Origin of the sequence: Achromobacter sp. NPDC008082, from assembly GCF_042957345.1 — a bacterium.
GTDB lineage: Bacteria > Pseudomonadota > Gammaproteobacteria > Burkholderiales > Burkholderiaceae_B > Achromobacter > Achromobacter kerstersii_A.
Genome location: NZ_JBIBIB010000003.1, coordinates 191,908 through 214,617, shown reverse-complemented (window position 1 = coordinate 214,617; position 22,710 = coordinate 191,908). Strand labels below are relative to the sequence as shown.

The following is a 22,710-nucleotide window of genomic DNA, read 5'->3' as shown; positions in this document are numbered from 1 at the left end:
CGTGCAGGTGCAATCTCACGCCCAGGCGCGACTATAACAGCCTTAGGCTAATGCTTCTTGACATTCGGACCAAGGGACTGGCGCGCGGCCCCGGACGTTGCTGCCACGGTACGGCAGCGCACCCCGGCGTCGGTCAGGACGCGGATGAGGGGCTTCTGGGCGGCCAGGAAGGCCGCCTTGTCATCGCCGGCCAGCTTGCAGATGAACATCTGCGCCTGCAATTGCGTACGACGCGCCTTGCGGTTGTCGGCTTCTTGGGCGAGCCAGTCGCGAATCCAGACCGATGCGGCCTCAGCATCAGCTTGCAGCTTGATGTGGCCCAGCAGGTCATAAACCGTCACGCCAGTGATGCTTTCGTCTTCGCCGCGCGTCAGGAAGAGCTTGGCGGCCTGGCCCGTGTAGCCAGGGATCACCGCGAGGCAATCGCGTTCAGCGGGTTTCTTCATAGGGTTCTACGTGTTCTGTTGTCGAGAACCTTGGACTGTAACCCGGCCTTGCGCCCTGTCGCATCGGCGCCACGGAACTCTGCTATTGTCGGCCTACCTATTTCCAAAACGGTGAATATCATGCAACGCGATTTCGACCTGGTCGTCACGATTCTGGGCGCCCTGCGCGACGCGCCCGGCCCCAACCTGAGCACGCACGACATCAAGAACGCCGCCTTGGCGCCGCACCCCGAAGAGCAGGGTTTGCAGGTCATTGCGCACCACCTGGACCTGCTTGAGGATGCAGGCCTGGTCAAACAGGTGAGCGAAACGGCCGCCAACGCAGGCGCGGCGCGCTGGCGCATTACCTGGAAGGGCTACGACGCCCTGGAACAGGATGAAGACGACGAAGACGACGCCGACGAGTTCGACGCCGAAGAATAAGGCTGAAGCCTGGGCTTAGCGGCGCTGCAGGATGCGCCGCGTAAGCAGTGATGCGGCCGTGCCGATCACCAGGCTGAACATGAAGGCGGCGATGGACAGCATCGCCGCCAAGTCGCTAAACCCCCCATGCCGCGCCAGCAGCAGCACCGCGACGAAAATGGCGGCGGCCAAGGCGGCAACCCCCATCAGCACGTGCTTGACCGAGCGCAAGCGGCCACAGAGCGAGCCGCCGATCAGCGCGGCCGCCACCATCGCGGCCATGGACCAGAACAGATATTCGTACTGCATGCGAACGTGCTCCCCCGAAGGCATTGAGGCGCCCGCATTATAGGCGTCGACTCGCGCCTGCCATCACCCTTGAGCGGCAACCGCAACGACGCTGATTTCGACCAGCGCGCCATAGTGCAATTCGCGGGTGGGCACCACGGCTCGTGCGGGGCGATGATCGCCGAATGCGCGTTCGTACACCCGATTGACCTCGTCCCACAGCCCGATATCGGGGATGTAGACGGTAACGTTGACGACCGATCCCATGGACGCGCCTGCGGCCTCGAGAATGGCTTTGACGCTACGCAGCGCCGCTTCGGTCTGGGCCGTTGCACCGACGGCAAGACTGGGCCGCGCGCCAGTCTCTGTAGCGGGCAAAAAGCCCAATTGCCCCGACACAAAAACAAAGCCATTGGCACGCACCGCCTGCGAATAGTGGCCCGCAGGCGGCGTGGCGTTGGGGGTGTGAATGATGTCCATATCGACTTCCTGTTCAGATCAATTCTTACCAGCCGCGGAAACGTTCCCAATGGGCCACCACGCCAGGGTCGCTGCCACGCACGACCTCGTAGGCATCGTGCTGGGCGCATGTCGCGCAGGCATGGTTGGGCACGATGCGCAGCTTCGCGCCAATCGGCAAATCAGGCAGGCTGGCATTGCTGCCCGCGCGCAATTTGATGATGCCCTGCTCCTGGTTGGTTTCCGCGAGCAGAAGATCAGGATACGGCTTGCCCTGGGCGTCGCACACCAGGCCATACAACTGGTCGACCGGCTGCTTGGCGGTGCCGCGGTCGCGCGACATGGCCATCCATCCGGCGTCCACCAGAATCCATCCCTTATCGGGCTGATGGCCGATGACGGTGGTCAACACGGTAGCCGCAATATCGTCCACGGCGCATACGCCCAGGCCCGCCATGACCAAGTCGAAGAACACATACACGCCCGCGCGCACCTCGGTTACGCCGTCCAGGTGGCGTGCGAAGTGGGCGGTGGGCGTGGAACCCACGCTCACGACCGGGCACGGCAGGCCAGCCTGCCGGATCGCTTCGGCGCAACCGACCGCGGCCGCGCGTTCTTGTTCGGCCATGTCTGCAATGGCTTCAAGGCTGCGGCATCCGTAGGATTCCCCCGCGTGCGTCATCACGCCACGCAGGCAGCCAGCGTCGTTCAGCACATGCGCAATGGCCAGCAGCTGTTCGTGATTGCCGGGCTGCACGCCGGCGCGGTGGCCGTCGCAGTCGATCTCGATCAGGGCGGGGATGCCCTCGCCCGCCACCTTGGCGCGGGCGGCAACGGCGCGCGCGGCGTCGATGCTGTCGACCACCACCGTCAGGTCAACGCCGCGCTCACGCAGCGCCAGCACGCGCTCCAGCTTGGCAGGCGCGATGCCGACGGCATAGAGCAGATCCGTGACGCCAGCGTCCGCGAATTGCTCAGCCTCTTGCAAGGTAGACACCGCGGCAGGCCCCTGCGGGCGGCTCATGACACGGCGCGCCACCTCGATCGACTTGGGCGTCTTCAGATGCGGGCGCAGTTGCACGCCATGGTCGGCCATCAAAGCGTTCAGGCGCTCGATGTTGCGCGTCATACGGGTTTCGTCCAGCAACAGGCAGGGCGTTTCCAGCGTATCCAGGGTGGCAGTGGCAGAGGCAGTGGCAATCATGGGCAGGTCTCGTTCAGGCAAATACAGAAACGCCGGCTCCGTGCGGCGTGGAAGGTTTGCAGTATGGCGCGCCCACGCCTTTGCGTGTTTAATGTGGGCTTAATTTTCACTTAATACCAATCTGAATGATCACGACGGATGACCTGCGTTTTTTCCTGAGCTTGGCCGCCACGCCGTCGCTTGCGCAGGCCGCGCGCGCGCTGGATGTGACGCCGCCCGCAGTCACACAACGGCTGCATGCGCTGGAAAAACGTCTGGGGGTGCGGCTGGTGAACCGCTCTGGACGCGGCACCGCACTGACCGATGAAGGCCGGCTGCTGGCGCTGCGCGCAGGGCAGATCTGTGGGGAGCTGGGCGATCTGGCAGACGAACTCGCGGGGCGGCGCGGCGTGGTGGCGGGACATTTACGTGTCATCGCGCCATTGGGCTTTGGCCAGCGCTATGTTGCGGGTCTGGTCGCCAGTTTTCGCAAGACCGGGGAAAACGTCACCGCCAGCCTGACGCTGTCCGATGGCCCGCCCCGGCTGGCGACTGACAACTGGGACGTCATGGTCCACATTGGCGAGCTTCGGGATTCAACGCTGGTGGCCTATCCGCTGGCGCCGAATCGGCGCATTCTGTGCGCTTCGCCCGCGTATCTGGCGCGCCACGGTGCCCCTGCCAAACCCGAAGACCTGCGCGACCACGACTGCATCGCCTTGCGCGAAAACGATGAAGACGTCACCTTGTGGCGCTTCAAACGCGGCCGCGGGCCGGCGGTGGGCGTGCGCATCGCGCCCGTGCTGTCCAGCAATACGGGCGCAGCCGCGCTTGAATGGGCCTTGGCTGGCCACGGCATCGTGGCGCGGTCGGAATGGGATGTGGCCGAACATCTGAAGGCACGCACGCTGGTGCCTTTGCTTGCCGGCTGGAATTTGCCTGACGCCAATGTGGTGGCGCTGGTGAAATCGCGCCAGGATCTGTCTGCGCGCACCGCAGGTTTCCTGGCGCATCTACGTGAGGCCTTTGCCGCGACGCCGTGGCGCGAGAAGGCCCCGCCTGCTTAATCCAGCATGGCTTCCGCTTCGATTTCGACCAGCCATTCCGGCAGCGACAGACCGCTGACGATGACCCACGACGAAGGCGGCGGGTCTTTCGGAAAGCGGTCGCGCAGCGCCTGCGCAATGACTTCCTGCTCTTCGCGGACCGTGTCGCAAATGTAGATGCGCAGCATGATCACCTGCGCCATCGTGCCGCCTGCTGCCGCCAGCACGCGTTCGATGTTGTCGAGCGCCGCTTCGGTTTGCACCTGCAGGCCGGGTCCGACCGTGCGTTCGTGAATGTCGACACCCACTTGGCCGGACAGCAGCATCCTGCGCTGCCCCGTCACGATGACGGCTTGGCTGAAGCCGTACTGGACAGTGTTGAAAACGGTGTCTGGGTTGATGACAGTTCGGGACATGTTGTGCTCCTGTGAACGGCGCGCCCCGCAGCGCGCCGGAGCCCGAATTCTAACGAGGGGCTGGTGTCACGACACCACACGCCCCGCCGCTGCCCTTCGCGCCCCGGCAAGGGCTACCAGCAGCACGATAGCGCCGGCCACGACAGCGGTCCAGAATCCCGCCCCCACGCCGTAATGGTCCACCACCCAACCCGCCAGCGCTGCGCCGGCCGCGACGCCGGCGCCCAGGCCCGTCACCAGCCAGGTCAAGCCTTCGGTCAGTCGCTGACCCGGCACACTGGTTTCCACCAGCGCCATCGCGATGATCATCGTGGGCGCAAACGACAGACCGGCCAACAGCACGCCCAGCGACAACGTGATCATGTCGTTCACCAGCAGCAACGGCAAGGTCGTGAACGCCGTCACAGCGGCGGCAATGGACAGCATGCGGGGAAGCGGCATCTGAAACTTCATCACCCCAAACACCAAACCCGCCACGCAGGAACCCAGAGCATAGGCCGACAGAATCAGGCTTGCCCCCGCAGGCACGCCCTGCGCCCGGGCGAACGCCACGCTCAATACGTCGATCGTGCCCACGATGACGCCCATGGCCGACATCATGGCCACCAGCGAACCCATCGGCGGCATACGCAGCACAGATTCGGCACGCCCGGCTTGGCGGTGTTGCACGGCGGGCGCGGTGGCGCGTTGCAGGACGAAAGCGGTGACGCCCACCGCCAGCAGCAGCGCGGCGGCAAGCGGGCCCGCCTGCGGGAACAACGCGACGCTCAAGCCCACCGCAAAGGGCGGCCCCACGATAAAACTGAGCTCATCCGCCACCGATTCCAAGGCATAGGCCGTGCGCAACTGTGGCTGATCGCGAAAAATCTCCGTCCAGCGCGCGCGGATCATGGCGGGCATGCTGGGCAAGGCGCCCGCCAAGGCGGCGAACACAAACAGGGTCCAATCCGGCGCATTCCAATGCACGCAGGCGCTCAGGCCTATCAGCGCCAGCACGCAGACCGTGGCCGCCACCGGCAGCACCCGCCCCTGGCCGTGGCGGTCCACCAGACGAGAAATGCGCGGCGCCAGCAACGCCGTGGCCAGCGCGAACGTTGCGGCGACCGCGCCTGCCAGCGTGTACGCTCCCCGCACTTCTGACAACATCGTAATGATGCCGATGCCGATCATCGGCAACGGCAGGCGGGCGATAGCGCCCGCCAACACAAAACCTAAAGCGCCAGGCGCCTTGAACAACTCGCGATACGGATTGGGCACCGATAACCTTTGAAACGGGGGTAGACGGCCGAATCGTATTCACATACATTGCGTATGTCAATTAACCTACGCGCCGTATGTCATAGGAGACCTGGATGCCGCGTTCCCGCGCCGAGATGATCGCAGCCACCCGCGCCAAACTGTTGGCTGCCGCGCGCCTTGCCTTTCAGCAAGCCGGCTATGCCGCGACGTCCATGGACGATTTCACCGCGTCGGCAGGATTGACGCGAGGGGCTTTGTATCACCATTTCGGTGACAAGAAAGGCTTGCTGGCCGCAGTCGCCGCGCACATCGATGACGAAATCGATCAACGGCTGAACGCAATCTCGGACCAGGCGCCCGACGTCTGGACGGCTCTGCGCGAACGTTGCCGCGCCTATTTGCGCATGGCGCTTGAACCCGAGATTCGCCGCATCGTCTTGCAGGATGCGCGCGCGGTGCTCGGACCCGCCTCGCCCCCTACGCAGCAACAGTGCATTGCCTCGCTTAGCGGCTTGCTGCAACGCTTGATGGATGACCACATGATCGACGCGGCCGACCCGCAGGCGCTTGCGCATCTGATCAATGGCAGCCTGACCGAGAGCGCGTTCTGGATTGCCGACGCCCCGGATGGTGAGGCCCGTCTTGAACAGGCGCTGCATGCCCTGGACCTCTTGTTGCGCGGCTTGCTGCGCCGGTAATTCCCTGCCGCGATCTGCGAGTGGCTGAGCGCGTGGCTGAGCGCGTGGCTGAGCGCGTGGCTGATCAAGCGGCCAGAATCCGCGTATTATCCAAGTCTTAACTTGTATAAATAAAACCGGAGATTGTTTTGGCTGCCACCCCCCATCCTGACCCCGGCGCGTCCTGGGGTGATTTGCTGCACGGGGCCAATGCCCTGCGCTCCATTGCGCTCGCGGGCGGCGTGGCGCTGCACGCCATCAACGTGTATATCGTCACCACGATTCTGCCCAGCGTCATCCAGGATATCGGCGGACTGGAGTACTACGCCTGGAACACCACGCTATTCGTCGTGACGTCCATCGTGGGGTCCGCCTTATCCGCCAAGCTGATCGAAACCGTGGGGCCGCGCGCGGCCTATTTGCTGGCCGTGGCGGTGTTCACGTTGGGCGCCGTCATTTGTGCCTTGGCGCCCAGCATGCCCGCGCTGCTGGCCGGGCGCAGCGTACAAGGACTGGGTGGCGGCATTTTGTTTGCGCTGAGCTACGCGCTGATCCGGCTGGTGTTTGACGCGCCATTGTGGTCGCGCGCGATGGCGCTGGTGTCGGGCATGTGGGGCGTGGCGACGTTGTGCGGGCCGGCAATCGGCGGCATCTTCGCGCAGACGGGGCATTGGCGGCTGGCGTTCTGGGCGCTGCTGCCCGTGGCGGCGGCGCTGGCGCTCATCGTGACGTTCAAGGTCGGCGGCCGTGCGTCCGTCCCCCCTGCCCCGCCGTCCTCGTTGCCGTTAAGCACCCTCAGCCTGTTGGTGGCGTCGGTGCTGGCCATCACGCTGGCTAGCCTGTCCACCGAACTCGGATGGAATTTGGCGGGGATCGCGGGCGGGCTGGGAATTGCCGCACTGATCGCCTTTGTGGACACGCGGGCGCGCAAGCGCCTGCTGCCCACTGGGGCCTATTCGATCCGGGCGCCGCTAGGCGCGCTGTATGCGGTGATGTGTCTGGTGGTGGCCGCCATCACCACCGAAATCTTCGTGCCGTATTTCCTGCAAGTCATCCACGGCATGACGCCGCTGGCGGCGGGTTACATGACAGCGGCCATGGCGGCGGGCTGGACGCTTGCCGCCATGCCCAGCGCCACGCGCAGCGGCGCGGCGGCCAACCGATTGGTGTGGCTGAGCCCAGTCGTGATCCTGGCATCGCTGGTGGGGCTTGCCGTCATGACGCCGCAGGCATCCATCCTGACTTCGGCGGCGGGATTCGCGGCATTTGTCCTGGCGTTGGCGGGCGTGGGATTCGGCATCGGCCTGGCTTGGCCGCATCTGCTGACGAAGGTGTTCACCGCCGCGCCGCAGGGCGAAGAGACGTTGACGTCGTCATCGATCACCACCGTTCAGCTCTATTCGGCAGCACTAACGGCCGCGTTGGCAGGCGTTATCACCAACAGCGCCGGCTTGGCCGACCCGGGTGGCGTCGCCGGTGCGCAGCAGGCGGCGCGCTGGCTGTTCGCCGCATTCGCCGTGGCGCCGGCGCTGGCGTTACTGCTGCTGCCGCGCGTGACACGGTCGCCAGCCGCAATACGTTGAACCCCAAGCCATAGTCATAAATCTGCGACGATACGCGCCGAAATCCACCAAACGCGGTATGGAACGTCACTCGGGTCTTTGTTACGCTGACGGCACCTGTAGAGGGTGACGTTCATGAGCAATAAGATCCGAGTGCTTTGCGTTCAGCCATCATCGATATCGGCGCGCTTCGCCTTCATGGCGATTGCGTTGCGATGGACGATGGGCGCCACCCCCCGCCCGTCGCGGCTCTTGATCGGGCCCCACGATCTGGAGCCCATGGGGTCGGAATCCGCGTTCTGGCAGTTTGCGCTGCGGCATGCGCTAACGGGTCAATCATTTCTGGTGACCCGCGGTAGTCATTGGGATGTTGCGGCCTCGGTGGATGGAGACGAGGTCCACGCTTTTGGCCGCAAGTTCGCGCTTAGTCAGTGCCTGTACTGAAGCCGGCGCCGGCCGCCAGCCCGCTTGGCTGCGGCATCCGGCCGCAATTCATCTAAACACCGAATTCCCGCTTGCGGTGATAGGCCGCCAATTCCTCGGCCGTCCAGCGTTGCCGGGCCTCTTCCTGACAGCAGGTGCGAAACACCAGCGCGCCAACCGCCAGGAAGCGCGTCACATCGGCATCCGATAGTTTTGCCTGCACCTGCAATAAACAATCTGCGTACGCAGACAGAATGCCATCCCACCCATCGACTTTGCCCGGCGCAACGGGCTGCGAAATCATGCGCGCCATCATTTCACTATGGTCCATTCGATCGTCCCCCCTCGAATACCGCACCGTCGCCCCGTTGTCCGGCAGCCGGTTGCACCCGCTTGTTCAGCAAGTGTCGTACCCGCCAATCTGCCCGGGCGCGAGCCAAAGAGGTGGTCAAACCTTCCGATGGAAGGCAGAAAGGGATGCATAAACTACCGGCGGACAGCCGGATCGGGCTTTCGCCCCCGCAGCAGCGCGTCGGGATGGGTCTGCAAATAATCGGACAGCTCGCGCAAGGACCGGGCTGCGCGCCCCAACTCGCGCAGCGTGTTATCCGTACTTGCAGGCAGGTCCGCCTCAGGCGCCAGCAAGCCGCCCACCGCCGCCAAAGACCGGTTGGCCTGACGCAATAACGCCTGCAGCTCGGGCGCCAGCTGCACGTCCATTCGCTTGACGAGCCGGGACGCCCCGCGCAGCGCACCACTCAACTCCGTGCCAATCTCATCAAAGGGCACTTTGTCCAGCTTTGCCAGAATGCTGTTTAGCTGCTGCTGCAACTGGTCCAGATTGTTGGGCACGGTCGGGATGAAGGGCCGGTCTTCCATTTTGAACGTGACGGGCTTGGCGTTGGGAAATTCCACCATCGCCACATACAACTGGCCCGTCAGTAGATTACCGATGCGCAATTGCGCCCGCGTTCCGCGCGCGACCAGCGCAGACAACAACTTGCCGCTGGGGTGCTGCGCGTCTGGTCCGGCAAACTCCTTGACCTCGCTGTACGTCTGGCCACCCAGGCGTTCGGGATACAACGTGGCCGAGACCACGGTGTAGAACTGCTTGGTGTCCGAATCAAAGTCCAGGTTGATCGCATCCACCTTGCCAATCGTCACGCCATAGGCGTCGATGGGTGCGCCCACAACCAAGCCGCGCACCGACTGATCGAATCGCATTCGGATCGGCAAGGGCAAGCCATCGGGCTGCGCGCGGGCGGCCTCTTCACTGGGAAAGAGTTCGAACGATGCGTTGGCCGCCGCCGCAATGCGGCTGTGTTCGGCCGATGTCTCAAACGCCACCCCGCCGACAAACACCGACACCAGCGATTGCGACCGCATCTGCAAGCCGCGCGCGTCGACGCTGAAATCCACCCCACTGGCATTCCAGAATCGCGTGCCGTCGTTGACGTAAGCATCGTTGGGCGCATCGATAAACACTTGCACTTCGACGCCCTGCCCGTCCTTCGCCAGATGGTATCCAACCACCTGGCCCACCGCGATGCGCCGGTAATACACCGGTGAGCCGACATCCAGGGAACCGAGATCGCTTGCAATCAACGTGTAGCGCTTGCCTGCCCGATCCTGCGCCACCTCGGGAGGCACTTCCAGGCCGACAAACTCTGTTTTGCGGCCCGGCCGCTCGCCTGCCTTGTCCTTGCTGCCAATCGGGTCCAGACCGATGTACGACCCCGACAATAGCGTCCCCAGCCCGGACACGCCGCTTAACGTCAGCCGCGGCCTGACCACCCAGAACACCGTGCCATCCCGCAACAGGTTGCTGGCGTCTTTGTCCACCCGTATGGTCACTACGACGCCAGAGCGCTCAGGATTCAGCGCGACGCGCTCGACCAATCCCACGGTGACTTCCTTGTAGCGGACCTGCGTTTTGCCTGCTTCCAGCCCTTCAGCGGTTTGGAAGTAAATCGTGGCCGTGGGGCCCGCGTTCAGCCACACCTGCAACACCAGCAGCAGCCCCGCGAGCGCGGCCACGGCAGGCACGAGCCAGATCCAGGACACTCGGCGCGGCGGGCGCCGAGCAGGCGGTGGCGTTTGACCTGCGGCAGAACCAGACTCAGCCATAGAGGACAACCCCTTTGTGTACGCGTCCGGACTCCAAGGCGGATTCCCTGGTCAGGGTCGCGCCGGGGCCTGCCCCGCGCAAGTGCGGGGATTCCCGGAAACGGGCCGGGACACCCTCCTGCAAACACCGAGATTAGCGGGTAGCATGGCCTTCCCTTTTGGAGGAAGTCAACGTGAATATCGCCATCCGCCCCGCCACTGTCTCGGACGCGGCCCAGATCTACGCATTCATCACTGAACTGGCCGTCTACGAACGCGCCGCCCATGAGGTGATTGCCAGCGCCGACGACGTCGCCCGCACCTTGTTCGCGCCAGAAGCCCCGGCCAAGGCGCTGATGTGCGAGGTGGACGGCAAGGCCATTGGCTACGCCGTCTATTTCTACAGCTATTCGACCTGGTTGGGCAAGAACGGCATCTATCTGGAAGACCTGTACATCACGCCCGAGCAACGAGGCATCGGCGCCGGGCGCGACCTGCTGCGCCACCTGGCGCGGGAAGCGGTGGCCAACGGCTGCGGACGGTTGGAATGGAGCGTGCTGGACTGGAACCAGCCCGCTATCGATTTTTATCAATCGATTGGCGCACGGCCGCTGGACGAATGGGTGCGCTACCGCCTGACGGACGGCGCGCTGCGCGATTTCGCCGAAGGGCGCCGCGCCGCCGCTTAAAACTCGGGCAGGTCAAAGAGCGTGTGCAGCGTGGAGCTGGGCACGGGCACGGAGGCGAGATGCTCGCGTCCGTTCCCATCGACCAGCACCCGCACCGGACGCAGCGCCACGCGCATGCCATCGACGCTGATGGCCGTTTCCACGTCCACCCCGTCTTTGATGACATCAATGACTTCGGACGCCGCCGCCGTGACGGGCTCGGTAACCCAGCCGGGCACACCGCGCTCGGCCTGGCCCCACCGCACATAGGCAATGTGCCCGCTGACGGGTTCTTTTCGAACGGCGACGATCACGTACAAAGACATCCAGGCCTCCCTAATGTGTGGCCCGGATCGTATAACAAGTTGACGAAGGCGGCATGACAGCCGGCGTCACGGTTCGATATCAATCGCGGCAAAGGATTTCACCAGATCATCCAGCTGTTTAAGCTGCGTCAGGAAGGGTTCAAGCTTGTCCAACGGCAAGGCGCTGGGGCCATCGCACTTGGCATTTTTCGGGTCCGGATGGGCTTCCAGAAACAGGCCGGCCAAACCCACCGCCATGCCCGCGCGCGCCAGTTCCGCCACCTGCTCGCGGCGGCCGCCGGACGCGGCGTCGAGCGCCGAACGCTGTTGAAGCGCATGCGTCACGTCAAAAATCAGCGGGCGGTTGCCCGTGACCTTCTTCATCACGCCAAAGCCCAGCATGTCGACCACCAGGTTGTCGTAACCGAAGCTGGTGCCGCGGTCGCACAGAATCAGCTTGTCGTTACCCGCCTCGGTGAACTTCTCGACGATGTTCAGCATTTGCGTCGGGCTGAGAAACTGGGGCTTTTTGATGTTGACGATGCGCTGCGTCTTGGCCAGGGCCACCACCAGATCCGTTTGCCTGGCCAGGAAGGCCGGCAATTGAACAATGTCAGCCACTTCGGCGACGGGCGCGGCCTGCCAGGGTTCGTGCACGTCGGTAATCACCGGTACGCCGAATTCCTTTTTCACGGCTTCGAAAATCTTCATCCCGGCTTCCAGGCCCGGGCCGCGGTAGGAATGAATCGACGAGCGGTTGGCTTTATCGAACGACGCCTTGAACACGTAAGGGATGCCCAGCTTCGTCGTCACGCGCTGGTATTCCTCGCATGCGCGCAAGGCCAGATCCAGGGATTCCAGCACATTGATGCCGCCAAAAAGCACAAAGGGGCGATCGTTTGCGCATTGGATCGACGAGGAAATAACGACTTCGGGGGCGGTCATGATGGGGTGCATCCTAGAAATAAGGCGGGAGACAGTGCGTAATGTACAACCTGCCCGCCTTCGATTTCATCCCCTGCACCCGTCCCCCGCAGGATTCACCGGCTGGACAGCATGCGCCGCAGCACGCCGTCGCGCAGGAAGTAGTGGTGGAACAGCGCAGCCAGCGCGTGCAGCAGCGCCAGCACGATGATGATCCAGGCCACGGTGTCGTGCAGGCCGCCGATAAAGCGGCGCTGTTCGTGGTCGATGGCGATCAGCGTGGGCACATTGAACAGGCCGAAAAACGCGAATGGCTCGCCCTGCGCCCAGCGAAACAGAAACCCAAGCACTATCTGCGTAGCCATCAACAGGTACAGCAGACCATGTACACCCGTACTAGCCACGCCCAACAGCCCGCTGGCCGCGCGTGGCAGGCGCCGGCCCCGAGACAGGCGCCAGACGACGCGCACCACAAACACCGCCGCAAAAGCCAGGCCGAACGAAATATGCAGCGATTGCAGAAGCTTGCGCGTGGGCGTGCCGCGCGGCAGGAAGCTCCAGATTTCAGCCAGCGCAAACAGCCCGACGACGAGCACGGCGGTCAGCCAGTGCAAGGTGATCGTCATGCGGTCGTAGTGCGCGGGTGCCGGTGTCGCAGCAGGCATGGGGGACGGAGTCATCAGCGGCTTTCTCGGGCGGGGGAATAACCGCTCAGATTATTGATTTCCCACTTACAGCGTCCTGAGCGCGGCGTTATCGCTGGACGCCATAGACATCCCTGTCCACAATGACCCGTCGCGGACAGGCCCTTGCGCCGTCCCGCATTTGAATCAAAGGCAGGCAAATGGGTTTCTTCGATACGCTGTTCCGGCGCAAGCCCACGCCGGATCAGTTCGCCTCGTTGTTCGTGAAGGCGGCGCGGCAACAAGGCTTTGACGGAGACGTCACCTACAAGGCCGATGAGTTCCGCTTGTTGCTGGGCGAAGGCTCGTTTTTCAACCTGCACAACGCCTACCACGCGTACTGCAACACGCGCGGCGCGGAGCAAAAGCGCGCGCTGCAAGGCTTCGTGTCGGCGTTGGCCAGCAGCACGCAAACCACGCCGCAACAGGCAACGGTGGCGCGCCCGATGCTCCGCCCGGTCATCCGCAGCCGCAGCGCACTGGAAGACATCCGCCTGCATCATGTGCGCACAGAAGGCAACGACGCCGCCTTCCACCCTGCCTCGCTTTCCTTTGGCGATGACTGTGTGGTGCTGTTGGCGCTGGACCACCCCGACGCCATCTCCACCCTGACCAATGGCCCCGAGGCCGCGTGGCAGTTGACGTTTGACCAGGCGTTGGCCATTGCCATCGATAACTTGCGCGATGCCCCCGACCAGTTCGCTGAGCTGACGCCCGGGGTGTTTCGCGGCGCCTGGGCCGACGGCTACGACATCAGCCGCGCCTTGTTGCCTGACATGCTCGAACGCGTGCCGGTACGCGGCCGCCCCGTGTTCATGATGCCTACGCGTGACGTGCTGCTGGTCACCGGCGACAACGATGATGCCGGCCTGGTCACCATGGTTGAACTGTGCCACCAGGCCGTGCAACACGGCCGCGTGGTCAGCGCGCACATGTACCACTACGAAGAGCGGCAAGCGCAGCGCTATGTGCCTGATGACCCGGGGCTGGCCCAACGCCTGGCCCATCTGGCACGCTTGCTGGAAAAAGCAGAGTACGACGCGCAGAAAGCCGCGCTGGATCACATCCACGAAGAGCAAGGCACCGACCTCTACGTTGCGAACTACAACCTGTTCACGGCAGACGATGATCCCGCTATGTCGTTTTCGCTGGCGTCATGGACGCGCGGCGTCGACACCTCGTTGCCCAAGGTAGACCGGCTGGCCTTGGTACGCCCGGACGCCGAAGACGATATTGGCGAAGTGCGGGTGGTGTCTTGGGAGCAAGCCGCGCACGTGCTCAAGCCCTTGTTGGCCGAAGAACGGGGCTACCCTGTCCGGTACCGCACGCAAGGCTTTCCGGAAGACGCGCAGCTCGCGCAATTGGACGAAGTGCCGTGACGTGGCTGGACGGCCGCGAAGTGCCGTGACGTGACGTGAGCCGTCTTGAGCACTTCCCCCTGGCATGCGTCGTTAGCCGCGCTCCGCTGCGGGTTCGCTGACCAAGCGATAGGCAATGGCGCCGATGATGGCCCCGGCAATCGGCGCCAGCCAGAACAGCCACAACTGTTCAAGCGCCCACCCGCCCACGAACAACGCAGGCCCGGTCGAACGCGCCGGGTTCACCGATGTGTTCGTCACCGGAATACTGATCAGGTGAATCAAGGTCAAGGCCAGCCCGATGGGAATCGCCGCAAAGCCGGCAGGCGCGCGCTTGGACGTGGCGCCCAGGATCACGAACAGGAAGCCCGCGGTCAGCACCACTTCCGTCACCAGCGCCGACACCATTGAATACTTGCCCGGCGAATATGCGCCATAGCCGTTGGCCGCGAAGTGGCTGCCTTTCAAGTCGAAACCCAGCTTGCCGCTGGCAATGCACGCCAACACCGCCGCCGCCACAATGGCGCCCAGCACCTGGGCAATCACATAGGGCAGGATTTCCTTCGGCGGGAAGCGGCCGCCCGCCACCAGGCCAACCGTTACCGCCGGGTTGAAGTGGCCGCCCGAGATATGGCCCACGGCAAACGCCATCGTCAGCACCGTCAAGCCGAACGCCAACGCGACGCCTGCAAAGCCAATGCCCAACGCGGGAAACCCGGCCGCCAGCACGGCTGCGCCACACCCACCCAGCACCAGCCAAAACGTGCCGAAGAACTCCGCGCCGCAACGCTTCGAAAGCGAAACCATGACCCTCTCCTGAAGTGAAATGTCCAAGGTAGCGCGCAGGAAACGGCCTAGCTTCAAAGGCTTGATATGTTTGACAGTATTTAAGAGAAGTCCGATGCCTGGTCTGTATCGACCATAGGGCAACTCTACAAATTGCGGCATCGAGCAAACGAACGAGGGGGAATTAACCCCGCCTCTCGTGCTATCCCGGGGCTTGCGTCACATCACCGGCGCCGTTCATTCGTCGGGCCGCAAAGACTTGCATAGCTAGCGGGCAATCAGCCGTGCACCGGCGTGCACAATTCCACCAGCGTGCCATCCGGGCAACGCAGGTAAGACACCACTTGCCCCCAGGGCTTGGCCGTCGGAGCGCTGAGTTCGGTAGCGCCCAAGGACACGGCCTTCGCATGGGCCGCCGCCACGTCGTCGGTGACGAATCCCACTTCCATGCCCAACGGCTTGGGCGACGACGAAGCTTCGACGTGGCCCGTAGGAAAGTTCATACCCGCCAACTCATGCGCCGCGAACGACAAGGTGGTGTCGCCCGTTTCGAGTTCGCCGTACGTCTTGGACTCATGCAAGAACCGCGTCGTAAACCCGAACGCCTGTTCGAAGAACGACAGCGACGCCGCCACATCGGGCACATAAACGATGGTGTATCCGAATTTCATGGTGATCCCCTGAAAGTTGAAGTTGGCGCGGCGCGGGGCAGGCGCCGCCGCACCCGCGATTGAATCAGAATACTGGTTATATATCCAGCCCCTTGATTCGACAGATGGACCGCCGCCAACCCCGCCCCTTCATCCCTTGAGCTGCCGGGGGTCCAGGCTCCACAACTCCGGATCGCTTGTCGACACGCCCACCGCACCGTGCTTCATCGCAATGCCGATATCCGTCTGATTGCAGACAAACCCCGACGCGATGATCGGCGGCAAGGCCTTCAGGTCTTGCGCCGCCATGTGCGTGAGCATCGGCGCGGGCATCAGCTGCACCAGGTTGGGGTCGCTCTGCTCCAGCGCCTTCACGCTGCGCGGCCAGGTCGAACGGTCAGTCACGAACACTTTCTGCATCGTGACCATGCCGGCCCGGTTGGCGCGCTGGATCGTGGCCACGCGGGTGGACACCAGGCTCGCCACACCTATGTCGGCCAGATACTCCACGCCGCCCTTGTCTTGCGACAAGCCTTCGCAACTGTCGATGTTGACGATGGCGAACTTGCCCGCCCGGTTCAGCGTTGCAATGACGGGCGCGAGTTTACGCAATTCCACGTTGGCGACGATGCCGATTTCGGCCACGCTGCCCACAAAGGTATTGATCTGCTCAAGCCCGAACATCGTTGCAATGACCGGATGGCGCGCCAGGCATGCCCCGAATGACCTATCCATGGTTATCGATCTTCCTGATCGTAAAAGCGCTGATCGCTCAAGCCCAGCTTGCCGGGGTTGAGTATGTTCTGCGGGTCCAGCGCGCGCTTGACCGTGCGCAGCACGTCGAACGCGCCGCCCAGCGATTCCTGCATGTAAGGCGCGCGCAGCAGGCCTACGCCATGGTGATGGCTGAGCGCGGCATTATATTTAATCAGCACCGCATTGGCCGCATCCCAAGCGGCCCGATACCACTGGCCGCGCCGCTCGACCTCGACATCGCCGCGCAATGAAAAATACAGGCAAGCGCCATCGACATAGGCGTGCGACTGATGCGCCGACCCGGCCAGCGTGCCAGGCACGGCATTCACCGCTTCCACCACTTCGGTGTAGATGGCGGCCAGGTCGCTCCAACGGCCCGACATTTCCAGCGTGTCGGCAACGAAGCCCGGGCTGCGCTTGAAGCCTTCCGCGCTTTTCCCCGTGAGATAGCGCGTTTCCAGCCAGCGCTCAAAGATGGCGTCGCCGTCCAGCTTTTCGCCCAGTTCCTCGCACACGCCTTCGCTGATTTCCATCACGGCGTCCACCATCTGGCGCGCGCCCTCGTCAGCCACCAGCAGCACGTTCAGATCGGGGCGATTGAACTGCACGCCGCTTTCCAATTCGTCATACAAACGCAGCGCGGCCGGGTTGGCGCCGCGTTGCATGATTTCGCGGCACGCGTCCAGGCCGATGGCGAAGGTCTTGAAACCGTAGGCGATGGCGCGGCCGTAGTCAGGCAAGCGGTGCAGCTTCAGACGCAGGCGCACGATCACACCCAGCGTGCCTTCGGACCCGATGAACATCTGCTGCACGTCACCGCCCACCGCCGCACGCGAGTACCCGCCCACGGTGATGAGGCTGCCGTCCGCCAGCACCACGTCCATGCCAAACACCATGTCTTCGATCTTGCCGTAGCGCGTGGACAACTGCCCTGCCCCGCGGCACGCCGCCCAGCCGCCCACCGTGCTGATGCCGAACGACGACGGCCAGTGGCCCATCGTCAAGCCGTATTCATTCTGGATGGTCTCTTCGAACACGTCACCGAACATGCCGGCCTCGACGTCGACGATCTGGCTTTCGCGGTCGACGCCGATCAGTTTATTCAGCTTGCACACATCCAGCACGATGCCGCCGCGCACAGGCAAGGCCGCGCCCGTGACGTTACTGCGGCCCGCCGACACCGTGACGGGAATGGCGTCCGCGTGCGCAATGCGCATCACGGCCTGCACCTGCTCGACCGTGGATACCGCCACGATCACCGCTTGCGGCGTGGCAGGTTTGCCGCCTGTTTCCGTCACCATCGACCCGGCCCACCAGTCACGCGTCCACGTCACGACGTCGGCCGTCGCCGTCAACACATCATCGGCCACATGGCGCAGCGCATCGATCTGCGCATCGGTGATGCGCACGGGCTTGCGTTGCAGCCCAGGTTCCGTGCCGGTGGCCGTGAGCGTGGCGGCATAGGCCGGCGGCGTATGCGCCCCCACCACGTAGTTGCCACGGTTGTAGCCGCGCTTGATGGCTTCTTTGCTGATCATTCTTTGTCTCCCATGAGTACGGATTTTTCGTGCTGGATGGCAGCCAGGTAATCGCTCACCTGCTGCGCGATGGTGGCAGGCGGCAAACCGAGTTCCGCCTGCAAGAGTTGTCCGACGCGTTCGGCGGCGCGCGCGGACGCGTCACGCGCCATCAGGCGCGCCCGCATGCGGCGCGACAGCACGTCTTCGACGGTACCGGCCAGTTCATGGCGCACCGCGTAAAGCACCTCGGCTTCGGTATAGGGCAAGCCTTCCACAATGGGCGCAAGCAGCGCGGGCTGCGCCTGCATCAAGTCGCTGACGAAGCGCGCCTCGGTGCCGTAGCGTTCACCCAGATGCGCCGACATGCCGCCCGAGGCCACAATGGCCTGCGGGTCGTAGCCTGCCGCGCCCAGCAGATACGCCTTCTTCGTGACGCAGGCGTTGCGCTGGCCCAGCACCTGCTGCGCCGCGTCGATCGTTTGTTCCGCCATGTGCCGCGACGTTGTCAGCTTGCCGCCCACAATCGTGACCAAGCCGTCGGCGGCCACGCGGATTTCGTGATTGCGCTTGATCTCCAGCGTCTTGCCGCCAGGCGGCGCAACCAGCGGCCGGCACCCGGCAATGCTGCCCACAACGTCTTCGGGTTGCAGATCCGTCTTTAACGCCGACCGCGCGCCCTCCAGCAGGAAATCCAGCTCGCGGCGCGTGCAGTACACGTCGTCAAGATCACCTTCGTAGTCTTCGTCCGTCGTGCCCAGGTACGACACATCGCCCCAGCGCGTGATGGTGGCGCGGCGGCTGCGGCCTGGCACCGGAATGGTCACGGTGCAATCGTTGCGGATCTTCATCCATGGCACCGCCACGTGCACCCCTTTGGCCGGGCGCACATGCAAGGCAGGTTGCTCGCCAGCCTTGGCGCCCGTCCAATCGCGCAGCCAGACGCCGGTGGCCATGATGACAACGCGGGCGCGAGCGCGGATTTCGCGGGTGCCGGCCTGGATGACGGCGCCATCCACCTTGCCGTGCGTATTGCGCGTGACGGCAATCGCCTTGGCATGGTTGATGACCGTAGCGCCGTGAAAGGCCGCCGTGCGCGCGACCGCCAGCGTCAGCCGGGCGTCGTCCACTCGGGCGTCGTAATACAAAAAGCCGCCCAACAGACCTTCTTGCTTGAACGTCGGGCAATGCGAAAGCACCTCGGCCGGCGTCAGCTTCTGATGCAGGATGCCTTCCCGCCAGCCGCCCGCCAAGTCATACGTCCAGAGCAGGCTTTCAAAGGCCTTGGACAAACGCTTGTCGAACACGCCATCGCGTTCCAGGATGGGAAACAGAAACGGCAGGCGCTGCACCAGGTGCCGCGCATTGCGCCGCAGCCGCTGGCGTTCATGCAGCGAATGGCGCACCAGGCCCAGGTTTCCCTGTTCGATATAACGCAGTCCGCCATGCACCATCTTGGAAGATTTCGATGATGTGCCGGACGCGAAATCGTCTTTCTCCACCACGGCCACGCGATAGCCGCGCAGGCTCGCATCCAATGCGGCATACACGCCGGTAATGCCGCCGCCGATGATGAGGATGTCGAATTGCTCACTGCCCAACCGGTCCAATTGCTCCTGGCGTATCAGGCGTAACGGTTCGGTGCTGGTCATGTCGGCCCGGTCCTTGCTGGGCCTTCTGGATAGCCAACCGATCATTTCTGCAATGCCTCCTCGTTGTCCTGCTTGAATTGCTTCACGTGGCCCAGCTCCGACCCCACGCGGGCGTGCCACAAAGCGCGGCGCTGCGCGCGTTCGGTTGCATCGGCCAGCGGGTGGAATACGGCGTCGGCCACGATGGTTTTGCGGGCGTCTTGCAGCGACGGCCATAGCAAACCGGACGATCCTGCCAGGTAGGCAATGCCGCGCAGGCTGGCGCGGTCCGCCTCCTGCATGCGGCGAATGGGAATGCCGATCAGGTCCGCCTGAATCTGTAGCAGCGGATCGCTGCGCGACAGGCCGCCGCCCACCACCAATTCCGACACCCGCACGCCCGACGCTTCTTCATCCGCTTCGATGCAGCTGGCGACTGAATGCGCAATGCCTTCCAGAATGGCGTAGGCCACTTCGGCCTGCGTGGTGGCCATCGACACGCCGGTCAGCGACGCGCGCGCGCCGGTTTCCATGCGCGGCACGCGCAGGCCCGTCAACGCCGGCACGAAGGTGACGCCTTGCGACGATGTCACCGTCTGCGCCAACGCACTGATCTCGTGCGCGTCCTTGAACCACTTCAACTTCTCACACACCCAGTCCAATGCGGAACCGGTGGTGGCCACAAAGGTCTCGACGGCAAAGTGCGACGCGCCATTCTGGCGGCGCGCCGTCATCGTCAGCGACCCATCGGCCATGCCGGGATTGGCAGGCGGTTCGGTGCCGACGATCAGGTCCACGAAGCTGCCGGTGCCGTGCACGCACATCGCCTGCCCGCGGTCCAGGCAGCCCAGCCCAATCGCCCCCGCGTGCTGATCCCCCGCCGAGGCCAGGATCGGAACATCGATGCCCAGGACGTCAGAGCGGGTATGCCCGAAGTCGTCGGCATCCTGGCGCAAGACGGGCAAGAGTTCGTGCGGAAAGCCCAGCTCCTGCACCCACTCCAGGTAGTAGCGATGGTCGGCCAGCACATAGGCGCCGGCTGACGTGGCGTTGGTGGGCGTGGTCACGCATTCGCGGCGTTGCGAAAAATGCCAGAGCAGCCAGGTGTCGACCGTACCGAACGCCAGGCGCTTCTCTGCCCAGGCGCGGGCGACGTGCGGCGTGTCGCGCAGGTGACGCGCCGCCCACAGGTACAGCGAACGCACGCCAACGGGACGGCCCACGCGGTCACGCAGGCGCGCATCCCACTCCGGCGCCAACTGCGACAGCTCGTCCACAAAACGCGTGTCCTGCCAGACCATGGCCGGCACCAGCGCCCGGCCGGTCTGCGTGTCCCACAGCACAGCCGTGGCGCGTTGCGTGGCGAGCGCCAGCGCAACGATCTCCTGGCCATCGGCCTGAGCCTGTGCAATAGCGCTGCGGCAAACGTCAATGGTTCGATTCAGGATCTCGTTGGCGTCCTGCTCGACCACGCCCGGCCGCGGCGACGCCACATGCAGCGTCTGGTAGTGCAGGCAAGACACGTGGCCATCGGCGGCGACGGTGGCCGCCCGCGTGCCGGACGTGCCTTCGTCAATGGCCAGAATCACTTTTCTATTCATCATCGCGAGGCTTTCCCAATGACGGGGTTCAAGGCGGGCAGCACGGCGTCGTCCTTGAACTGCGGCGCGCCGGCTTCGTTATCCGGGTTGATGGGGGTGCGGGTGGGGTCCCACTTGATCACAAAGCAAATGATGCTCGCGACAAGCGGCACGATGGACAGGATCAGGAAGGTCTTTTCCAGCCCGTAGTTTTCGCGGAACAGCGGAAAGATCAGCAGCCCGATCGCCGCACCCGTGGAACCCAGCGCGCCGATGATGCCGTTGGCGCCTGCACGCAGCTCGCTGCGAAACGACAGCGACGACAGGCTCTTGCCATTGGCGCCCGGCCCGCCCGAGTGGAACAGGATGAACAGCGACGGCACCACAACCGCCAGCCACAGCGGCATCTTGCCGTGGAAGGTACCCAGAATCAGCAGCATCAAAAACACGGCTGCAAAGCCGAACGCCGAGGCGCGCCGCAGGCCGAGCTTGCGGCCGATGTACGGCGACAAAAATCCGCCGAAGATGCCGAACACGTTGAACACCAGCGCACCGATGGTGGCGAAGACGAAATCCTTGCCGAACAGCGCAGCGCTGATCAGCGGCAGATACCAGCCCACCGCGAAATACTGGATCGACTGGCCGATCTGGACCGTGGCGGCAAGAATGGTGCGCGGCAGGTAGACGCCGCGGAAAATCAGCAGCACGTTGGCGATACCGCGCTTGGCCTGGTTCGTGACAGGAATGCGCTCATGCAGGGGCGCGGCGGCGAATGGCTGCGCGTAAATCTTGGTCATGGCCAGCGCCGCTTGCTCCACGCGCTCTTTGCGCGCCAGCCAGATCGGGCTTTCAACCATGTAGCTCAGTTGCAGCACCAGAATCACGACGGCAAAGATGGCCGTGGCCGCAACCGAATACCGCCAGATCGAATCGCCCACGTCCCACGAGAAAAACAGCAAGGCCAGCAGCAGGTTCGTGCAGACCGCCGTGTACCACATGCCCTGCCAGGTGTTCAGGCGGCTCTTGAACTTCACCGGCGTGAACTCGGCCAGCACCGCCATGGCAATTGCGAAATCAATGCCATACGCCGCGCCAACAAAGAAGCGGCCCACCAGTATGACTTCGAAACTGGGTGCAAACATCACCAGCAGCGCGCCAATCACGGCCAGAAACTTCGCGATGATCAACGGACGGATGCGGCCCCAGCGGTCGGCCATCCAGCCCCCGATGGGGTTGAACGCGATGGCGACCCAGGCGGCAAATGACGTCATCAACGCAACTTGACCGGCTTTCAGGCCCAGGTCGCGCGTCATGGGCCCCAGGCCCGCGCTCAGTGCGGAGTTTGCGAAGGCGTCCAGGAACAGGCCACCCAGCGCCAGCCACCAAATCAAGCCAGCTCGGCCAGTAATGCCTGGGCGTGAATCAATAAAAGCGATGACATCGTCGATGCCACGTATTTTTACGGTCGATGATTGCACAGTCGTCTCCTCTTGGAATTATTTCTGTAAGAGGTCGACGCAAACTGCGCGCAATAAAAGACCACCCTACAGATGGTCTTTTATCTAAATCTGTGCGGTGACTTTATGGGTTGCGCGTAGGGGTGTC

25 protein-coding genes are annotated in these 22,710 nt (G+C 63.8%); 7 read left to right on the top strand and 18 right to left on the bottom strand.

The features are described 5' to 3' along the window. Positions 1 to 47 precede the first annotated feature (47 nt). Positions 48 to 446 carry a hypothetical protein gene (locus ACFZAI_RS13205; RefSeq protein WP_391567285.1) on the bottom strand — a complete coding sequence of 133 codons (399 nt, stop codon included), beginning with the start codon at positions 444 to 446 and terminating at the stop codon, positions 48 to 50. A gap of 120 nt (positions 447 to 566) precedes the next feature. Between ACFZAI_RS13205 and ACFZAI_RS13200 the strand changes: the two genes are divergently transcribed. Continuing rightward, entirely contained in the window at positions 567 to 869 is a 303-nt protein-coding gene (locus ACFZAI_RS13200) for a DUF2513 domain-containing protein (protein ID WP_054425587.1), read from the top strand. 15 nt (positions 870 to 884) lie between these two features. Here ACFZAI_RS13200 and ACFZAI_RS13195 read toward each other — a convergent pair whose 3' ends face one another. The 3 genes from ACFZAI_RS13195 to ACFZAI_RS13185 form a co-directional block, all read right to left on the bottom strand. Beyond that, the gene (locus ACFZAI_RS13195) at positions 885 to 1,157 is read right to left on the bottom strand and encodes a hypothetical protein (RefSeq protein ID WP_391567284.1); all 273 of its coding nucleotides are present in this window, start codon (positions 1,155 to 1,157) and stop codon (positions 885 to 887) included. Between the two features lie 63 nt (positions 1,158 to 1,220). Further along, a complete protein-coding gene (locus tag ACFZAI_RS13190; protein WP_391567283.1) occupies positions 1,221 to 1,616 on the bottom strand; it encodes a RidA family protein in 396 nt (131 codons plus the stop codon). Between the two features lie 25 nt (positions 1,617 to 1,641). Continuing rightward, on the bottom strand, positions 1,642 to 2,799 hold the full coding sequence (locus ACFZAI_RS13185) for a DSD1 family PLP-dependent enzyme (protein ID WP_391567282.1): 1,158 nt from the start codon (positions 2,797 to 2,799) through the stop codon (positions 1,642 to 1,644). A gap of 125 nt (positions 2,800 to 2,924) precedes the next feature. Between ACFZAI_RS13185 and ACFZAI_RS13180 the strand changes: the two genes are divergently transcribed. Then, positions 2,925 to 3,845 carry a LysR family transcriptional regulator gene (locus ACFZAI_RS13180; protein ID WP_391567281.1) on the top strand — a complete coding sequence of 307 codons (921 nt, stop codon included), beginning with the start codon at positions 2,925 to 2,927 and terminating at the stop codon, positions 3,843 to 3,845. On the opposite strand, the gene ACFZAI_RS13175 is transcribed toward ACFZAI_RS13180, so the two are convergent. Together ACFZAI_RS13175 and ACFZAI_RS13170 are read right to left on the bottom strand one after the other, a co-directional pair. After that, on the bottom strand, positions 3,842 to 4,240 hold the full coding sequence (locus tag ACFZAI_RS13175; RefSeq protein ID WP_391567280.1) for a RidA family protein: 399 nt from the start codon (positions 4,238 to 4,240) through the stop codon (positions 3,842 to 3,844). The two genes, ACFZAI_RS13180 and ACFZAI_RS13175, sit on opposite strands and share 4 nt — an antisense overlap. Positions 4,241 to 4,306: 66 nt before the next feature. After that, positions 4,307 to 5,497: an MFS transporter gene (locus ACFZAI_RS13170; protein WP_391567279.1), complete on the bottom strand. Its 1,191-nt coding sequence runs from the start codon at positions 5,495 to 5,497 to the stop codon at positions 4,307 to 4,309. 95 nt (positions 5,498 to 5,592) lie between these two features. On the opposite strand from ACFZAI_RS13170, the gene ACFZAI_RS13165 reads away from it, so the two are divergent. The 3 genes from ACFZAI_RS13165 to ACFZAI_RS13155 all read left to right on the top strand — a co-directional run bounded on the left by ACFZAI_RS13165 (position 5,593) and on the right by ACFZAI_RS13155 (position 8,162). Then, positions 5,593 to 6,177 (top strand): TetR/AcrR family transcriptional regulator, encoded by a 585-nt coding sequence (locus ACFZAI_RS13165; protein ID WP_391567278.1) that lies wholly within the window; start codon positions 5,593 to 5,595, stop codon positions 6,175 to 6,177. Positions 6,178 to 6,305: 128 nt separating this feature from the next. Next, complete coding sequence (locus ACFZAI_RS13160) at positions 6,306 to 7,739, top strand: MFS transporter (RefSeq protein WP_391567277.1); 1,434 nt, start codon at positions 6,306 to 6,308, stop codon at positions 7,737 to 7,739. A 114-nt stretch (positions 7,740 to 7,853) separates the two neighbouring features. Next, on the top strand, positions 7,854 to 8,162 hold the full coding sequence (locus tag ACFZAI_RS13155) for a hypothetical protein (protein WP_391567276.1): 309 nt from the start codon (positions 7,854 to 7,856) through the stop codon (positions 8,160 to 8,162). Positions 8,163 to 8,214: 52 nt separating this feature from the next. Here the strand turns inward: ACFZAI_RS13155 and ACFZAI_RS13150 are convergent, their stop codons facing one another. Both ACFZAI_RS13150 and ACFZAI_RS13145 read right to left on the bottom strand, forming a co-directional pair. Beyond that, positions 8,215 to 8,472: a hypothetical protein gene (locus ACFZAI_RS13150; RefSeq protein ID WP_391567275.1), complete on the bottom strand. Its 258-nt coding sequence runs from the start codon at positions 8,470 to 8,472 to the stop codon at positions 8,215 to 8,217. Positions 8,473 to 8,627: 155 nt separating this feature from the next. Then, positions 8,628 to 10,268, bottom strand: coding sequence for an intermembrane transport protein PqiB (locus ACFZAI_RS13145; RefSeq protein ID WP_391567274.1), 1,641 nt, complete (start codon positions 10,266 to 10,268; stop codon positions 8,628 to 8,630). Between the two features lie 173 nt (positions 10,269 to 10,441). On the opposite strand from ACFZAI_RS13145, the gene ACFZAI_RS13140 reads away from it, so the two are divergent. Next, a complete protein-coding gene (locus ACFZAI_RS13140) occupies positions 10,442 to 10,936 on the top strand; it encodes a GNAT family N-acetyltransferase (protein ID WP_391567273.1) in 495 nt (164 codons plus the stop codon). On the opposite strand, the gene ACFZAI_RS13135 is transcribed toward ACFZAI_RS13140, so the two are convergent. The 3 genes from ACFZAI_RS13135 to ACFZAI_RS13125 form a co-directional block, all read right to left on the bottom strand. Beyond that, entirely contained in the window at positions 10,933 to 11,241 is a 309-nt protein-coding gene (locus ACFZAI_RS13135; protein ID WP_391567272.1) for a carbohydrate isomerase, read from the bottom strand. The genes ACFZAI_RS13140 and ACFZAI_RS13135 overlap by 4 nt on opposite strands. Positions 11,242 to 11,307: 66 nt before the next feature. Next, complete coding sequence (gene kdsA, locus ACFZAI_RS13130) at positions 11,308 to 12,165, bottom strand: 3-deoxy-8-phosphooctulonate synthase (RefSeq protein ID WP_054425092.1); 858 nt, start codon at positions 12,163 to 12,165, stop codon at positions 11,308 to 11,310. Positions 12,166 to 12,260: 95 nt separating this feature from the next. Then, complete coding sequence (locus ACFZAI_RS13125) at positions 12,261 to 12,824, bottom strand: cytochrome b (protein WP_391567271.1); 564 nt, start codon at positions 12,822 to 12,824, stop codon at positions 12,261 to 12,263. Positions 12,825 to 12,988: 164 nt separating this feature from the next. On the opposite strand from ACFZAI_RS13125, the gene ACFZAI_RS13120 reads away from it, so the two are divergent. Further along, positions 12,989 to 14,206, top strand: a complete 1,218-nt coding sequence (locus tag ACFZAI_RS13120) for a hypothetical protein (RefSeq protein ID WP_391567270.1) — start codon at positions 12,989 to 12,991, stop codon at positions 14,204 to 14,206. A 72-nt stretch (positions 14,207 to 14,278) separates the two neighbouring features. Here the strand turns inward: ACFZAI_RS13120 and aqpZ are convergent, their stop codons facing one another. The 7 genes from aqpZ to ACFZAI_RS13085 all read right to left on the bottom strand — a co-directional run bounded on the left by aqpZ (position 14,279) and on the right by ACFZAI_RS13085 (position 22,583). After that, positions 14,279 to 14,992: an aquaporin Z gene (aqpZ, locus tag ACFZAI_RS13115; RefSeq protein WP_391567269.1), complete on the bottom strand. Its 714-nt coding sequence runs from the start codon at positions 14,990 to 14,992 to the stop codon at positions 14,279 to 14,281. A 257-nt stretch (positions 14,993 to 15,249) separates the two neighbouring features. After that, entirely contained in the window at positions 15,250 to 15,642 is a 393-nt protein-coding gene (locus tag ACFZAI_RS13110; protein WP_391567268.1) for a VOC family protein, read from the bottom strand. A 129-nt stretch (positions 15,643 to 15,771) separates the two neighbouring features. Continuing rightward, a complete protein-coding gene (locus ACFZAI_RS13105; protein WP_175169288.1) occupies positions 15,772 to 16,356 on the bottom strand; it encodes a glycerol-3-phosphate responsive antiterminator in 585 nt (194 codons plus the stop codon). 2 nt (positions 16,357 to 16,358) lie between these two features. Continuing rightward, positions 16,359 to 17,915 carry an FAD-binding oxidoreductase gene (locus ACFZAI_RS13100; RefSeq protein ID WP_391567267.1) on the bottom strand — a complete coding sequence of 519 codons (1,557 nt, stop codon included), beginning with the start codon at positions 17,913 to 17,915 and terminating at the stop codon, positions 16,359 to 16,361. Next, positions 17,912 to 19,591 (bottom strand): glycerol-3-phosphate dehydrogenase/oxidase, encoded by a 1,680-nt coding sequence (locus tag ACFZAI_RS13095; RefSeq protein WP_391567266.1) that lies wholly within the window; start codon positions 19,589 to 19,591, stop codon positions 17,912 to 17,914. Before ACFZAI_RS13095 ends, ACFZAI_RS13100 begins: the two co-directional genes overlap by 4 nt. Further along, positions 19,588 to 21,129: an FGGY family carbohydrate kinase gene (locus ACFZAI_RS13090; RefSeq protein ID WP_391567265.1), complete on the bottom strand. Its 1,542-nt coding sequence runs from the start codon at positions 21,127 to 21,129 to the stop codon at positions 19,588 to 19,590. Before ACFZAI_RS13090 ends, ACFZAI_RS13095 begins: the two co-directional genes overlap by 4 nt. Next, the gene (locus ACFZAI_RS13085; RefSeq protein WP_391567264.1) at positions 21,126 to 22,583 is read right to left on the bottom strand and encodes a nitrate/nitrite transporter; all 1,458 of its coding nucleotides are present in this window, start codon (positions 22,581 to 22,583) and stop codon (positions 21,126 to 21,128) included. Before ACFZAI_RS13085 ends, ACFZAI_RS13090 begins: the two co-directional genes overlap by 4 nt. Positions 22,584 to 22,710 lie beyond the last annotated feature (127 nt).